The organism is Ramlibacter sp. P4_H7 (assembly GCF_056400765.1).
Genome location: NZ_JBFUKP010000005.1, coordinates 258,168 through 272,844, shown reverse-complemented (window position 1 = coordinate 272,844; position 14,677 = coordinate 258,168). Strand labels below are relative to the sequence as shown.

Genomic DNA, 14,677 nt, shown 5'->3' with positions numbered 1-14,677 from the left:
AGGAGAATGCCCATGCGTCTCGACAGCCCGATCCCCATCCTGCGCATCTTCGACGAAGGGAAGGCGCGGGAGTTCTACGTCGGCTTCCTCGGCTTCCACTGCGATTGGGAGCACCGGTTCCAGCAGGACCTGCCGCTGTACCTGCAGGTGTCCAGGAACGGCTGCGTCCTGCACCTCTCCGAACACCACGGCGACTGCAGCCCCGGCTCGGCCTTGCGCATTCGCGTGGACGCGCTGGAGGAACTGCGCGTCGAGCTGCTTGCGAAGAACTACAAGCATGCCCGTCCGGCGATCACCGAACAGCCCTGGGGCAGGGACATGGCGATCGCCGACCCGTTCGGCAACCGGCTGATCTTCACGTCGGCGGAAGGGGCGCCAGCCGCTGAGGCGTGACCGCTGGGGGCTGCATGCGCACGGACCGCATCCGCCCGGACCGGCTCAGTATTCGCGCAACAGGAAACCGCTGAGGACGGCGAAGTATTCGCGCAGCCAGGCGTTGTAGCGCACGTAGAGGGGCGTGGCCGCACCGACGGTGCGCGGCCGCGCGTAGCCGGCCCGCTCGGCGATCCAGCGCGCCCGCGGCGCATGGAAGTCGCTGGTCACCAGTTCGACGGGGTCGCGCGCGACCAGGATGCCCTGGCGTTCCAGCAGGCCGCGCGAGAACACGAGGTTCTGTTCCGTGCTCGTGCTGCGTTCTTCCTGCGTGATCCGCGCGGCCGGCAGTCCCTGGGCCCGCAGGTAGTCGCCCATCACCGCGGCCTCGCTGCGGGTCGTGTTGAAATCGAGGCCGCCGCTGACGACGACCACCGCCCCGGGATGCGCCTGGGCACGCTCCAGGGCGAGGTCCAGCCTGGCGGCCAGTACGGGCGACACCTTGCCGCCGGGCGTTCCCGAACCGAGCACCACGATGGCGGCTGCTGGCTCCGAGGGCGCTCCTGCGGCGCCGGAAGCGGCCTGCGCGAGCACCACCCAGAACGCGGCGACGCTGGCGATCCACAGCCAGAAGGCGGCCCAGCCCCAGCGCCACAGGCGCTGGCGCCGCGGACTCGCGGTGATCCAGGCATGGACCGCGTTCCAGCGCAGCCCGAGCAGCATCAACGCGAACGCGATGGCCAAGGGCAGCGTCACCCCGAGGCTGAAGGCCCGCCGCGCCATGAGGAACAGCGCGTCCGCCCCCAAGGCCAGCGCCGCCACGAAGCACAGCCCGCGCAGCATGCGCTGCGGCAAGGGTGGCACAGGACCGGCGGCGGATCGGCGGGAGGAGGTGGGAACGTCGGAATGCAAGGCGAAAGGGCGATGGCGCAGCGTCGGGACTGGATCATTCCACCAAATCGCATCCGTTCAGCTTCGGTTCATCCCCACCGGCGCACCATGCAGGCATCCCAACCAGGAGTTGTCATGAAGAACCTGATTTCCGCCAAGCCCCTGTTCGCCGCCGCCCTCGTCGTCGGCGCCTTCGCCGCAGCTTCCGCGGCCCACGCGCGCACCGACGTGGTTTTCTCGATCGGCGTGCCGGCTCCCTATGGCTATGCCCAGCCGCAGCCGGTGTATGTGGAGCCGCAACCGGTGTATGTGCAGCCTCGCCCGGTCTACGTGGAGCCGCAGCCGGTGTACGTGCAGCCCCGCCCGGCGTACGTGCAGCCGCAGCCGGTCTACTACGGCGGCTACCGCACGTCCCATCGCTGGGGCGTGTGGGGTGACGCCGACCGGGACGGCGTGCCGAACGTGTACGACCGCGACTCGCGCTTCTACGACCCGCGTGCCGCCCACCGCCACGGCGGCTGGGGCGATGCCGACCGGGACGGCGTGCCGAACCGCTACGACCACGCGCCTGCCAACCCGTACCGCCGCTGATGCGTGGCGCCGTTGAAGGGCGCCTGCCGACACGGACCTCGCACCAACGCCCCCGGAGCACTTCGCCCCGGGGGCGTTGCTTCGTCCGGGGCGGGCCGGCGCCTTCTCTCGCGCCAACGAGGGGCCGCTGCCTCGTTCGCCGGGGCCAACCGCGCACGCCCGCCGCGTTACACCGCTTGCGGCGCCCGTCCGCCGAAGAAGGCGAGCTTTTGCGCGCGCGGCAATTTCTTCAGCTGGAGTTCCGCGCGCAGTGCCGCGGACTTGGAGGCGTAGCGGCGCAAGGCCAGCACCCGCAAGGGCTGGAACGCGCGTGTGTACTTCGCACCCACGCCCAGCACGTGCCGGTAGAAGCGCTGTTCGACGTCGAGGGCGATGCCGGCGTAGTAGCGGCCGCCTTCGCATTCGAGCAGGTACAGCCAGTAGGGCGCGTCCAGAGGGTCTCGTGCCAACGCCGACCTTCAGAGCGCCGGCGCCCCGTTGGCCGGGAGCGCCGCGGACGGCGGCACCAGCTCGATGTGCACGCCCCGGGACGTCACCCGGATCTCGCCCGGGGTCCAGCGGCGTGAGCGCTCGAGATCTTCGGGACGCAAGGTGTGCAGTACCGCGCCTTCGAGCAGGTTCTCGGCCACCAGGCCGCCGGCCAGTTGCAGCGGGGCACGCCACTCGGGCGCCAGTCCCTCCATCTCGACGTTCTCGGCCCGCACGCTGGTTGCGCGCAGGGTCGTGTCGGAGGGCTCATAGCGCAGGCCGAAGCTGAGAGCCAGCGCGCCGCGACCCGATGCGCGCGTGATCCGTTCGGAGGCATCCACCGTGAAGTCCACGCGCAGGCGGTTGTCGGCCGGCAGCAGTTGCAGGCGCGGGCTGGCCACCCGCACCACGAACAGCCCGGCTACCGGCCTGGCCTCGAACGGGAAGCGCCGCTCCAGCGCCGCCTGGATCTGCTCCCGCGAGATCTCGACCGTGCCGGGCACGCTGGCGCAACCCGTCAGCAGAACGAGCCAGGCGAAGAACAGCACCGGCCAGGAGGCCACACGCATGCGCATTCGGGAATTGTGCCAAGCCCCAGCCCTTCGGGGTTGCGCGGCGGAAGTCAGACTGCGGTCAGTCCCTGGCGCGGACACTGTGAGCGGGATCTCCCGCATCTCCTTGCCCGCCCGTCCCGGTGGTGGTGGGCATTTCCCGGCCGCCTTGTGCGGCCGCTCTTTTCTGGCGCGGCGCTGGGTGCGTTCCCGTTGAGCGACCCGACGGGGAGCGACTGGGGCAGCCCTCGGTGCGTCCCGTTTCCGAGCCGCCCGAAGCGTCTAGATCAGCAAGTCCATGGCCAGGCTCCTCACCCCCTGCGAAGCGCGAAAGTAGCGACCGGTCACCAGTTCACGCAGGATCAATGCGAACCGATACAGCCGTGGCACCGAACGCATGCGGGCCCGGTTGTTCCAGTGCGTGAGTTTCTGCTCGAGGGACCTGAGGCAGTCCGGTCTCGGAGGAAAGTCGCTCGGCTCGTTCAGACGCCTGCGCAGCGCCTCGTAGCGCAGGCGTGTTTCGACGAAATGGCGTGGATCCCGGCCGCGGCCCTGCGCCAGGTCCCATTTTCTGGAGGTGGTCATGGCCACCCCGTACACCTGCTGGGCGTGTTGCCGGTAGCGGTTCAGTTGCTGATGCAGCAGCCGCACCCGGCTCGCAACAGCGATGCGGGTGGCGATCCAGGTGTCGTGCGTCCATCCGGGCTCGATGGGGAAAATCGCCGGTTTGAAGGAAGCCCGGAACGCCATCGTCGCGCCCGCCGCCATCCAGGCCGGGTTGCGGATCATCAGTTCGCCGCCCTGTTCGGATTCGAGCATGTCTTGCGCACGCCGGTCGAAGCCCTGGGCCTGCCACCACGATTGCCCAAGATCTTCACCTTGCGCGTTCATCAGGGCCGCGTCGCAGAACGCCAGGCCCACGTCGGGTTCACGCAGGAACACCTGTTCGAAAGCCGACAGTTTTTCAGGCAGCCAGATGTCGTCCTGGTCGCAAGGCAGGATCACGTCGCCATGGGTGGCGGCTATGCAGCCCACGAAATTCTTCGAAAAACCCTGGTTGGTCTCGTGGCGATGGATGCGGATGAGCTGGGGGTGCCTGGCTGCGTAACGCTCGAGAAGCTCCCAGGTGCCGTCCCTGGAGCCGTCGTCGTGGATGACGATTTCGTCCGGCATCCGGTGCTGCCCCAACAGGCTGTCCAGCTGCTCCGGCAGGTGCGCCACTCCGTTGTAAGTGCACATTGCAATCGATATCTTCAACGGCATCCGACGACCTGTTCAAAGCTTTGAATCGATTCTAGAGGCTCCACCCGCTCGGGAAGCGCCACGTCGCCTGCCAGCCGCGCTTTGGCGAAGTTGACGCACCGCAAGCTCCTGGCTCGACGGCACGCTAGATTGGAACCATGCGTCCTTGCAGGGCGTGGAGGGGTTCCCATGAAGCGTCGTGCCGTCGTTCTCGCCGCAGGAGCTGCCGCCGCAGTTCCGGGCATCGTGTTTGCCGCCAAGGAAAAGGACAAGGGCAAGGAACAGGCCGAGGTGCGCCAGGCCGCCGACCAGGCCCTGGCCGCGGTCTACAAGGTGCAGCCGAGTGCCCGCAAGGCCGTCGAGTCCGCCGCCGGCTATGCCGCTTTCAGCAACTTCGGCATGAAGATCCTGGTCGCCGGCAGCGGCACCGGCAAGGGCGTCGCGGTGAGCAACAAGACCAAGGCGGTCACCTACATGAAGATGGCGGAGCTCCAGGCCGGCATCGGCTTCGGCGTCAAGAAATTCCAGCTCGTGTGGGTGTTCGAAACCGAGGACGCGCTCAACAAGTTCGTGAACTCCGGCTGGGAGATCGGTGGCCAGGCCACGGCCTCGGCCAAGACGGGGGACAAGGGTGCGGGCTACCAGGGCGCAGTGGCCGTGTCGCCCGGCGTGTGGCTGTACCAGGTCACCGGGGACAGCCTCGCGCTCGAACTCACCGCCAAGGGCACCAAGTACTACAAGGATTCGGACCTCAATTAAAAGGTCGACCGCAGGAAGGGCGGACGGGCAGCACAACGCGGAGTGCCGCGAGGCCGGGCGCGCGAGATCGCGCATCTCGGCGCGTCCCCGCCCGCCACCGCGTCCTTACTCGGGCCGGATGTGGCCCGTCTTGACGACCTTGGACCAGCGCGCAGCTTCCGAGCGGACGAAGGCGGCGAACTGCTCCGGCGTACCGCCGCCGATCTCGTTGCCCTGGCCCAGCATCTGCTGGCGGATCGCGGGATCGGCCAGCGCCTTGTTGCAGGTGTCGTTCAGCAGCTTGACCACGGCCGGCGGCAGGTTGGCGGGGCCGACCAGGCCTTGCCAGTTCTGCACCTCGAAGCCGGGCACGCCCGCCTGGGCCATGGTGGGCACGTCGGGAAACAGCGGCGAACGCGTCTTGCTCGTGATGGCCAGCGGGCGCAGCTTGCCCGCGCGCAGCGAGGGCGCCGCCGCGTACATCTGCTCGAACATCATGTCCACCTGGCCCCCCATCAGGTCGGTGGTGGCCGGCGCGCCGCCCTTGTAGGGCACGTGCGTCATGTCGATGCCCGCGATCTGCTTGAACAGTTCGCCGGAAAGGTGGTGCGAGCCGCCCAGCCCGCCGGAGGCGAAGGTGACCTTGCCCGGCTTGGCCTTTGCGGCGGCGATCACGTCCTGCACCGACTTGAAGGGCGAATCAGGCTTCACCATCAGGATCAGCGGGCCCTTCTCGATCAGGCAGATCGGCGTGAGGTCCTTCGCGGGATCGAAGGGCATCTTGTCGAACATGGCCGGGTTGACCGCCAGCGGCGCGAAGTTGCCCATGCCGATGGTGTAGCCGTCCGGCTTGGCCTTGGCGATCTGGTCGGTGCCGATGTTGCCGCCGGCGCCGGCCTTGTTGTCCACCAGCACGGGCTGTCCCAGCGCGCTGGAGAGGAAGCGGCCGATCTGGCGCGAGCGCTGGTCGGCATTGCCGCCCGCGGCGTACGGGCACACCAGCATGATCGGCTTGGACGGGTAGTTGTCCTGCGCCCAGGCCCAGCCCGGAATCAGGCTGGCGGCGGCGGTGGACTGCAGGAAATGGCGGCGTTGCATGGCGTGGGTCTCCGGGCGAAACGGGAGCCACGAAGTTAGGCCCCGGCGCTGTCGATCCCCTGTCATTCGCCTAGGGGTAAACATGGGTGCGCGCCGGCAGCGGCCTGCGCTGGACGCGCGGTGCACCCTCTCCCGAATGGGAGAGACATTCCTGCAACACTTGGTTACTTTCACCCGTTCATGGGATGGGCCCTCCCGAGGGTGATCTCTTTAATGCCCCTCGACGGGGTCGGCACCCCGCGCAACTCAACGTTTCGAGGGGAATCCGATGAAGTTTGTCTCGTTTAGGCTGGCGGCCACCTGCGTGGCCACTGCCCTGGTACTCACCGCGTGCGGCGGTGGCGGCTCCGCCGCCTCCGATACGTCGACGTCCACCACCACCACCGGGAGCACGGGCTCCACGGGCCAGCAGAGCCCCGTCATTGCCAGCCTCATCAAGGGGACTGCCGCCACCGGCGCGGCGATGGCCAATGCACCGGTGACCATCACCAACAGCGCGGGGGCGTCCCCGTGCGTGGAGGCACCGATCACCACCGACGCGCTCGGCAGCTACACCTGCACGCTCAAGGCCGGTGAGACGGCGCCGTTCTTCATCGTCGTGACCGACCCGACCGGCAACAACGGCGCGCTGGTCAGCATCGCCACCACCACGCCGGCGGCCGGCACTCCGCTGACGGTGAACGCCACGCCCCTGACCACCGCGATCGTCGCCCAGCTGTCCAGCGACGGCAACGCACTGAGCGTCGTCAGCGGCAAGAGCGTCGATGCCGCCGCGCTCGCGACGATCACGGCCAACGTGGTCGCGCAGCTGTCGCAGGTGCTGTCGTCCATCGGCGCTCCGAGCGACTACAACCCCTTCACCACCAGCATCACCGCGGCCACCGCGGGCAACACCGGCAACACCGCCGACATGGTGCTCGACATCGTCAAGGTGGTCACCGACCCGGCCACCGGCCAGCTGGCGCTGACCACCGTCGACAATCCGACGCCGATCGCGCTGGCCACGGCGACGACCAGCGGCTCGACCCTGGCGCAGCCGGATGCCGCCGTGAGCTCTCTGTCGCAGGCCGCCCAGCTGGTGGCGCAGAAGATGACCAGCTGTTTCGCGCTGACCACGGCCAACCGTGTCCTGGCCAGGGACACCACCGTGCCACAGTCGCAGGGCGGCCCGGAAGTGACCGACGTGGGCGCGGCCTGCCAGGACTTCGTGTCTGACGCCACCAACGGCGGGGGCATCGACTTCATCCACAACGGCTACTACGCCGGCCAGTTCTTCTACGGCATCCTGACCTCCGACCGCATGACCGGCGCCCAGTTCAGCGTGCCCGAGATCGTCGCGTTCTATCCGAAGTCCGCCACCGCCACCGCTGGCGCGCCGGACTCCTATGACCGCGCGATCGTGAACATCCGCTACATCGACAACGTGGGCAACCCCGGCAACACGATCACCGTGGCCGCCCGCATTCCCGGCAGCGCCACCACCGCGCGACCGACCGAGTGGTGGCTGGTGGGCAACCAGCAGGCCGTCGACGTCACCGTGCGGGTGAACCTGCGTCGCGTGGAGCAGTTCAACCCGGCCAACACCGGCAAGTTCAGCGCCTTCCAGACCGGCGCCGTGTTCAACATCAACGTCAAGGGCCCGGGCTCCGTCGGCACTGGCGGCAACCTGACCATGGCGCGTGTCACCGGCCCGGGCCTGACGGCCGGCGGCCTGGTCTACAAGGTGTCCAATTCCACCGCCCAGTCGTACATGGACCTGTGGAACAAGACCGGCAGCCTGACCGTGGGCAGCCAGTGCGGCAACAACGGAGCCACCTTCAACTGCCCCAACGTGTGGTTCTCCCGCACCGCCGGCCTCACGGGCAGCGCCGCCACCACGCTGGGGACGAATCCCAACAACCTGATCTGGGCGCAGCCGGCCGACGGCTACGACCCGACCAGGTTCGTGAAGGGCGCCCGCTACCAGGTGGAGCTGTTCTACGGCACCAACACGACGACGGCGGACCTGGTGGTCAACAAGACGCTGCTGACCGACCTGGTGCCGGCGACGATGGCGGTCAACCTGCCGTGGAACACCGCCGGTTCCTCCACGCGGGCCGCGCTCGATCCCAATGGCGCCCTGGCTGGTGCGCAGGCCGCCCTGCCGATCGACTGGGTGCAGAACCCGGCGGCGCCGCAGATCGGCAGCGCGCTGGCTTCCGTCGATGCGGCGGGCAACTTCGGGGTGAACAAGTTCGTGGCGCTCGGCGCGACCTCGATGGTCTACGACATCGCGACCGTCCCCGCGTTCGCCGCACCCTCGGGGATCCGCGCCATCCTCATTGCCTACCGGTCCACGGACAGCAGCAACCGATCGGCCGTCTACACCTACAACTGACGCCCGTCCTCTCCCGTTCGGAGCCCCGCTGGCCTGGCCAGCGGGGCTTCTTCTCTTGGGATCAGCCGTGTATCATCTTGTAACCAAGCCAGAACAAGGGCGTCCACGCGGTGTGGCCCAGGGACCAAGATGTTGCAATCGAACCTGCCTGAATTCAGCCGACTCCTTCTCACTCTCTACCGCCACGCACAGGAACTTCCCGTCCACGAATTCCAGGATGCGGTCCTTCACGCGCTGAAACCCACGCTGCCTTTCGACGCCTCGACCTGGGGCACGGCCACCATGACGCCGGTGGGCGTGGACATCCACAGCCTGCACCGGCACAACTTCGACGACGCCATGTTCGCGGCCTTCGACCGCGTGAAGCACCAGGACTCGGCGGCGGTGCGCGTCACCAGCCAGCCGCGCATGACGATCGGCTTCAGCGCCGAGGAGGAGTTCATCCGCGAGGACCAGGCCGAGATCCGCCAGTTCGCGCGCGACTACTCGCAGCACCACTGCCTCATCACCTCGGACATCCATCCGCTCACGCGCTTCGCGCAGTGGGTGTCGCTGTTCCGCTCCGACCCCGAGCGCCGCTGCACCGACGGCGAGATCGCGTTCCTCGATGCGCTGGCGCCGCACCTGATGCAGTCGCTGGCGATCAACCGCCTGGTCCACCTGGACCGGCTGGTGGGGGACGTGGCGCGCGAGAGCTGGGCCGTCGCCATCGCGGATTCGCGCGGCGTGCTGTACCACGCCGACCCGCGCTTCAAGGAACTGATGGAGTGCGAGTGGCCGCTGCAAGGCGACGGCCGCCTGCATGCGGCGCTGCTGGAGCAACTGAACGGCGACGAGGCGCGCGTGCTCGGCAACCAGGTGGTGGTGCAGCGAACACTGGAGCAGGGCCTGTTCTTCCTGAAGGCGCGCATGCGCCAGCCGGTCGACAGCCTGAGTCCCCGCGAATTCATGGTGGCCGAACTGCTGGCCGGCGGCATGACGCAAAAGCAGATCGCCCTCCGTGTGTCGCGCTCCCCGGAGACGATCCGCAGCCAGGTGAAGGCGATCTTCAGCAAGATGAACATCAACAACGTGGCCTTGCTGGCGCCGCTGCTGGCGCCGCGGCAGTAAGGAGCGGCGCGCCGCCGCGCGATCAGGAAGCGACCTGGCGCGCCGCGGGCACGAGCTGCGGCGCGAGCCGGCGCAGCAACTGCGCGAGATCCGAACGCTGCTCGGTGGTCCACTGCGCGAACAGCACTTCCAGGTGCTTCTCCCGGGCCTGCACGAGGCGCGCGAGGCTGGCGCATCCGCTCTTCGTCGGTTCCCACGCATCGGCCGGCTCCTGCACCACGAGGCCCTGGGCGGCGAGGTCGGCCGCGGCGCGTTCCAGTTCGTCGAGGTCGAAGGGCGACAGCGGCGCGAGTGCGGGCAGCTGCGCGTGCGGCGCCTCGTTCAGGCGCAGCAGCAGCCAAGCGGAGGCCGGAGCCAGCGACAGCCCCGCGGCCTGCACGACGAGGCCGATGTGCTGGCGGCGCAGGTCCCGGTCCATCACCGCCGCCAGCCCGCGCACCAGTTCGTCGTCCGACGCCGGCGCGAGCGGCATTGCCATCGCCTGGCCCACTTCCTCGCCGACGTCGCCGCTGCTGGCCGCCAGAGTCTCGCGCAGCGGGCTTTCCGGCAGCAGCCAGCTCAGGGCGAAGCCCGCGAGCGACACGACGGCCGCCACCCGGAACACCGTGGCCATCGCGTGCGCGAACACGCCGGCATACGCCGCCCGGGCCTCCGGGGGCAGGTGCGCGAGGTCCTGCAGGTTCGGGATGTGCGACGACGCCGGCAGGGCGCTCGCCACGGCCGCGACGAACACGGCGCCCAGCGCCGCGGTGCCGACGGCGCCACCCACCGAGCGGAACAGGGTGGTGCCGGCGGTGGCGACGCCGAGGTCCTGGTAGCCGACCGCGTTCTGCACGGCGATCACCAGCACCTGCATCACCAGGCCGATGCCCATGCCGAGCAGCAGGGCCATCGCCAGGATGAAGACCAGGCCGCTGCCGGCGTGCACCGTGGACAGCGCGAACAACGCCACCGTCATCAGGGCGGTGCCGACGATGGGGAACAGCCGGTAGCGGCCCGTGCGGCTGATGATCTGTCCCGAAGCGATGGAGGAGACCAGCATGCCCGCGATCAGCGGCAGCATCTGCAGGCCGGCGGCGGTGGGTGTCTCGCCCTTGGCCACCTGCAGGTAGATGGGGATGTAGGTCACCGACCCGAACATCGCGAAGCCGACCACCAGGCCGACGCCGGACGCGGCCAGGAAGGCGCGCTGGCGAAACAGGTGCAGGGGCAGGATGGGCTCGGCCGCGCGCCGCTCGACGAAGGGAAAGGCGACCAGCGCCAGCACGCCGGCGACGGCGAGTGCCACCAGCCAAGGCGCCCACGTGGCGCCGCTGCCGCCCAGGTCCGTCACCAGCACGACCGCCGACAGGCCGAGCGCCAGCAGCACGGCGCCCGCGTAATCGATGCGCGGATGGCCGCTGCGTTGCGATACAGGCAGCGTGGCCGCGATCAGCGCCAGCGCCACCGCACCCAGCGGCAGGTTGATGTAGAAGATCCAGCGCCAGGACAGGTGGGTCGCGAAGTAGCCGCCGATCACCGGGCCGGCCGCGCTCGAGAGCCCGAACACCGCGCCGAACAGCCCCTGGTATCGCCCGCGTTCGCGCGGCGGCAGCAGGTCGGCGATCACCGCCATCGCCGTCACCATGAGGCCGCCGCCGCCCAGGCCCTGCAGCGCGCGGAACGCGACCAGCTGCAGCATGCTGCGGCTGAGGCCGCACAGCACCGAGCCGGCCAGGAACAGAACGACGGCGATCTGCAGCATCTTCTTGCGGCCGTACAGGTCGCCGAGCTTGCCGTAAACGGGCGTGGCAACGGTCTGCGCGAGCAGGTAGGCGGTGACGACCCAGGACAGCCGTTCCAGACCGCCGAGCTCGCCGACGATCACGGGCAGGGCGGTGCCGACGATGGTCTGGTCGAGCGAGGCCAGCAGCATGGAGATCAGCAGGCCGCTGATGGCCGCAAGCACGCTGCGCGCCGGCAGCGGCGCTTGCGGTGGTTTACGGTCGGGGTCCGCCGCGGCGGGCGGCGCTGGCGGTGCTCTCGGATCTCGCGCGTTCACTGCGCCCACCGTAGCGCAGGCGTGCTCCTCGCGCGGTAGGACGGGGCCGGAAGCTGGCCCCGGATCAGCGCAGGACCTGGCTGGCCGCGGCTTCGCGCACCAGCCGTTCCGCGTCGTCCTTCAGCAGGAAGCCGGCTTGCCGTGCGCGATCTGCAGCCTGGCGCACCGCCTCGACGTAGCCGTCGTGGCTGCGGTAGCGCTCTTCCAGCGAGGGACGCGGATCGCCGCTGGCCTGGCGCTGCGCCGCGGTGCGCGCGAACGGGACCATGCCGCCCACGTAGTTGCAGATCTGGCCTTGGTGGAAAGGCCGCGCGCCGCTGGCGGTGATGTTCCAGCCGAGGTAGGTGCCCAGCGGTGCGCCGAGCAGCACCACCGGCACGCCACCGAGCTCGTTGCCGTCGGCATCCACCTTGGGCGCGAGCATGGGCAGCACCTGGCGGATCGGCGGCGGCGCCTTCGACGCCACGCCGGATCCGTCGGCGGGCTGGAAGCCCGTGCCCCAGTCGTAATCGAGCACCGGCATGATGAAGTCGGGCTCGGGCACCGTCGGCCGCAGCTGCGGCAGCGTGGGGAAGCCGAGCGCGTCCTTGTGCGCGGCCGCCAGCGTGCCTTCGGCCAGCGTCGGCCAGCGGCTGGGCGGCGGCGCGATGTCCTTCATCACCCAGTTGCGGAAGTGCACGCGCAGCGCGTTCACGGTTTCGGTGTGCGGCACGGGATTGGCGGGCAACAGGCCGGTGCCGTAGTTGTTGCCGGGGCAGGTGGGGCCCGCGGTGGGCAGGGCCGCCCCCGGCACGCTGCTGTCGAAGCTACCGGCGCCGCCGCCGTGCGTGGACGAGGCGATGTAGTAGCGACGCACGTTGGGCGGCAGGGGCAGGTCCTGCCGCGCATCGGTGCCGACCCACTCCGGTGTGAGCTTGAGCGCCCACACCTCGGCCGAACCGAAGTGCTCGATGATCTTGGGGCAGGTGCGCGTGGCGGTGCAGCGATCCAGCAGCCCGATCGCGGGCAGGCCGCGCACCGGGTCGGCCTGCGGCAGCCACCACTGCGGGCCTTCGCTGCCGGCCTGGTACAGCTCCAGCACGCCATCGGGTTGCGCCCAGCGGAAGTTCAGCGCGATGCGGCGGCCCGCGATGATGGGCCACAGGCCGTCGTGCACCTGCTTGCCCGCTTCGTCGCGGTTGAAGCCCAGGTGCAGCCAGCCGCGCAGGAAGTTGCCCGACTGCGATACGCCGCGGCCGATGCTGTGCGTCACCGCGCCGGCCACGGGATTCGGCGTGCCCGTGTCGTCCGCGCGGGCCGTCTTGAAGAACATGCCCACGTCGCGCCAGGCCGCGAAGCCGATCCCCAGCGCATAGGCCTCGCTCGAGGTGTAGACCACCTGGTACAGCTTGCTCGCGTCGAAGCCGTTGCGCAGGCAGATCTGCGTGGCGTCCGGCGTGCCGGGAAAGGGACTGCCGGCGTCGCAGCGTGCCCAGGCCCAGTCGGCGGGCGCGATCTCCGTCTCGCCGATCACTTCTCCGCGGGTGGATTCCGCGGTGCGCATCACCAGGCGCGATTGGCGCGGGTCCAGGCTCACTGGCTTGTAGGGCACCGGGTTGGTCTGCACGATCAGCGGCTGCGAGCCCGCGCCCCCGCGGTTGACGATGCGGCCGAACACCTGGCCCGTGACCGGCGAGCCGTTGGCATTGCGCGCGATCGGCAGCTGCAGCCAGTGCGGCTGCGCGACCGCGGCGGTCGGGCGCACGGCGGTGGCGCCCGCGTTGTCGCCCTGCCAGGCCGAGGTCAGGTCGATGTCGCCATTGGCGCGCTCGGCCACGACGTTGGGGCGGCGCAGCCCGCGGTTGGGCACCTCGTGCCACAGCAGGCCGCTCGCCCGCGCCAGGTCGACCGGCTTGGTGAGCACGAAGGTGGCGACGTAGCGCACCTTGCCGTCCGCATCCTTCGTGAGCTGGATGTCGTTGATGAGCGCATTGCCCGCCGCGGACGGATCCAGTTCACCGAACGCGCGCCCCGCGACCTGCTCGAAGGGCACGCCGCCGGACTCGGCCGCCGGCATCGGCAGCGTCTGGTCGATCACGATGCGCGTGACGCGGGCCTGCGCAGCGCTCGCGGCGAGCAGGGCCAGGGCGGCCACGGCAAGCGCGCGGTGCAGCGGGGGCAGGCGGTGGGATGCGGGCATGGAAAGTCCTCGAAGCGATGCGGCTGAGCGCTGCGAGTTTCCCCGCGGCCCGGCCGTCGGCGTGCGGGGGTAATCCCTGCGCCGGGGCGGCGGTCAGGGCTGTGTCACGGCAAGCTCCCGCACGCGGTCACCGCGCCGGGGTCGGGCAGCCGCAGGGGACCGGGCCGCACGAATGCGGCCGATCCATGGGCACCTCGACAGTCTTCGCGGACGATTCGTGACCCGAGCGCAATGCACCAGTGACGGCGGCATGGTTGGTGAAAGGCACCGGCGTCCCCAGATGGGAACTGGAACAACCCGACCCAGGAGAACCCATGATCACTTTGCGCAGGTCCGAAGAGCGGGGGCTGGCCGACCACGGCTGGCTGAAGTCCTTCCACAGCTTTTCGTTCGCCGATTACCACGATGCCGAGCACATGGGCTTCGGCAACCTGCGCGTGATCAACGAGGATCGCGTCGCCGCGGGCCAGGGCTTCGGCACGCACGGGCACCGCGACATGGAGATCATCAGCTACGTGCTCGATGGCGAACTGGCGCACCGCGACACGCTGGGCAACGTGGAGACCATCCCGCCGGGCGACGTGCAGCGCATGAGCGCGGGCCGCGGCGTGATGCACAGCGAGTTCAACCATGCCCAGGACAAGACCACGCACTTCCTGCAGATCTGGATCCTGCCGAACGCGCGCGGCATCCAGCCCGGCTACGAGCAGAAGCGTTTCGCCGACGCGGAAAAGCGCGGCCGGCTGCGCCTGGTCGCCTCGCCCGACGGCGCCGACGGCTCCGTGAGCATGCATGCTGATGCGCGCCTGTACGCCGGCCTGTTCGACGGAACCGAGCAGGCGACGCTGGCGCTGGATCCGGCGCGCAAGTACTACGTGCACCTGGTGCGCGGGGCGCTGACCGTCAACGGCCAGGCGCTGCGCACGGGCGACGCGGCCAAGCTGCAGCACGAGTCGCGGCTGGAACTGGGCAACGGCGTCGACGCCGAAGTGCTGGTGTTCGACCTGCAGCCATGAGCG

The 14,677-nt window shown here is 69.6% G+C and carries 12 protein-coding genes and 1 pseudogene; 6 read left to right on the top strand and 7 right to left on the bottom strand.

Annotation, left to right across the window (positions count from 1 at the left end; translation table 11 throughout):
- Positions 1-12: 12 nt before the first annotated feature.
- Entirely contained in the window at positions 13-393 is a 381-nt protein-coding gene (locus tag AC1DSA_RS09940) for a glyoxalase superfamily protein (protein ID WP_477888558.1), read from the top strand.
- Between the two features lie 45 nt (positions 394-438).
- On the opposite strand, the gene AC1DSA_RS09935 is transcribed toward AC1DSA_RS09940, so the two are convergent.
- A complete protein-coding gene (locus tag AC1DSA_RS09935; protein ID WP_477888556.1) occupies positions 439-1,215 on the bottom strand; it encodes a YdcF family protein in 777 nt (258 codons plus the stop codon).
- 183 nt (positions 1,216-1,398) lie between these two features.
- Here AC1DSA_RS09935 and AC1DSA_RS09930 point away from each other — a divergent pair, with 183 nt between their 5' ends.
- Positions 1,399-1,854, top strand: coding sequence for a hypothetical protein (locus AC1DSA_RS09930; protein ID WP_477888554.1), 456 nt, complete (start codon positions 1,399-1,401; stop codon positions 1,852-1,854).
- Between the two features lie 167 nt (positions 1,855-2,021).
- On the opposite strand, the gene AC1DSA_RS09925 is transcribed toward AC1DSA_RS09930, so the two are convergent.
- From AC1DSA_RS09925 to AC1DSA_RS09915, 3 genes are all read right to left on the bottom strand, one after another.
- Entirely contained in the window at positions 2,022-2,303 is a 282-nt protein-coding gene (locus tag AC1DSA_RS09925; RefSeq protein WP_477888553.1) for a GIY-YIG nuclease family protein, read from the bottom strand.
- Positions 2,304-2,312: 9 nt separating this feature from the next.
- Positions 2,313-2,897, bottom strand: a complete 585-nt coding sequence (locus AC1DSA_RS09920; protein ID WP_477888552.1) for a hypothetical protein — start codon at positions 2,895-2,897, stop codon at positions 2,313-2,315.
- 258 nt (positions 2,898-3,155) lie between these two features.
- Positions 3,156-4,112, bottom strand: a complete 957-nt coding sequence (locus AC1DSA_RS09915; protein WP_477888551.1) for a glycosyltransferase — start codon at positions 4,110-4,112, stop codon at positions 3,156-3,158.
- Positions 4,113-4,304: 192 nt separating this feature from the next.
- On the opposite strand from AC1DSA_RS09915, the gene AC1DSA_RS09910 reads away from it, so the two are divergent.
- Positions 4,305-4,874: a lipid-binding SYLF domain-containing protein gene (locus tag AC1DSA_RS09910; RefSeq protein ID WP_477888549.1), complete on the top strand. Its 570-nt coding sequence runs from the start codon at positions 4,305-4,307 to the stop codon at positions 4,872-4,874.
- A gap of 105 nt (positions 4,875-4,979) precedes the next feature.
- Here the strand turns inward: AC1DSA_RS09910 and AC1DSA_RS09905 are convergent, their stop codons facing one another.
- Positions 4,980-5,951, bottom strand: coding sequence for a Bug family tripartite tricarboxylate transporter substrate binding protein (locus tag AC1DSA_RS09905; protein ID WP_477888547.1), 972 nt, complete (start codon positions 5,949-5,951; stop codon positions 4,980-4,982).
- 268 nt (positions 5,952-6,219) lie between these two features.
- Here AC1DSA_RS09905 and AC1DSA_RS09900 point away from each other — a divergent pair, with 268 nt between their 5' ends.
- Positions 6,220-8,328, top strand: a complete 2,109-nt coding sequence (locus AC1DSA_RS09900; RefSeq protein ID WP_477888545.1) for a hypothetical protein — start codon at positions 6,220-6,222, stop codon at positions 8,326-8,328.
- 129 nt (positions 8,329-8,457) lie between these two features.
- The gene (locus AC1DSA_RS09895; protein WP_477888543.1) at positions 8,458-9,438 is read left to right on the top strand and encodes a helix-turn-helix transcriptional regulator; all 981 of its coding nucleotides are present in this window, start codon (positions 8,458-8,460) and stop codon (positions 9,436-9,438) included.
- A 526-nt stretch (positions 9,439-9,964) separates the two neighbouring features.
- On the opposite strand, the pseudogene AC1DSA_RS09890 reads toward AC1DSA_RS09895, so the two are convergent.
- Positions 9,965-11,479 (bottom strand): annotated as a pseudogene (locus AC1DSA_RS09890) (MDR family MFS transporter); the annotation flags it as partial.
- Between the two features lie 64 nt (positions 11,480-11,543).
- On the bottom strand, positions 11,544-13,658 hold the full coding sequence (locus AC1DSA_RS09885) for an alpha/beta hydrolase domain-containing protein (RefSeq protein ID WP_477888542.1): 2,115 nt from the start codon (positions 13,656-13,658) through the stop codon (positions 11,544-11,546).
- 314 nt (positions 13,659-13,972) lie between these two features.
- On the opposite strand from AC1DSA_RS09885, the gene AC1DSA_RS09880 reads away from it, so the two are divergent.
- Positions 13,973-14,674, top strand: a complete 702-nt coding sequence (locus AC1DSA_RS09880; RefSeq protein WP_477888540.1) for a pirin family protein — start codon at positions 13,973-13,975, stop codon at positions 14,672-14,674.
- The last annotated feature ends 3 nt before the right edge of the window (positions 14,675-14,677 follow it).

Coding starts and splice junctions, on each gene's coding strand:
- AC1DSA_RS09895 (WP_477888543.1), top strand. CDS start 8,458: ATGTTGCAATCGAACCTGCCTGAATTCAGCCGACTCCTTCTCACTCTC.
- AC1DSA_RS09905 (WP_477888547.1), bottom strand. CDS start 5,951: ATGCAACGCCGCCATTTCCTGCAGTCCACCGCCGCCGCCAGCCTGATT.
- AC1DSA_RS09915 (WP_477888551.1), bottom strand. CDS start 4,112: ATGTGCACTTACAACGGAGTGGCGCACCTGCCGGAGCAGCTGGACAGC.
- AC1DSA_RS09940 (WP_477888558.1), top strand. CDS start 13: ATGCGTCTCGACAGCCCGATCCCCATCCTGCGCATCTTCGACGAAGGG.
- AC1DSA_RS09900 (WP_477888545.1), top strand. CDS start 6,220: ATGAAGTTTGTCTCGTTTAGGCTGGCGGCCACCTGCGTGGCCACTGCC.
- AC1DSA_RS09935 (WP_477888556.1), bottom strand. CDS start 1,215: ATGCTGCGCGGGCTGTGCTTCGTGGCGGCGCTGGCCTTGGGGGCGGAC.
- AC1DSA_RS09930 (WP_477888554.1), top strand. CDS start 1,399: ATGAAGAACCTGATTTCCGCCAAGCCCCTGTTCGCCGCCGCCCTCGTC.
- AC1DSA_RS09885 (WP_477888542.1), bottom strand. CDS start 13,658: ATGCCCGCATCCCACCGCCTGCCCCCGCTGCACCGCGCGCTTGCCGTG.
- AC1DSA_RS09910 (WP_477888549.1), top strand. CDS start 4,305: ATGAAGCGTCGTGCCGTCGTTCTCGCCGCAGGAGCTGCCGCCGCAGTT.
- AC1DSA_RS09920 (WP_477888552.1), bottom strand. CDS start 2,897: ATGCGCATGCGTGTGGCCTCCTGGCCGGTGCTGTTCTTCGCCTGGCTC.
- AC1DSA_RS09880 (WP_477888540.1), top strand. CDS start 13,973: ATGATCACTTTGCGCAGGTCCGAAGAGCGGGGGCTGGCCGACCACGGC.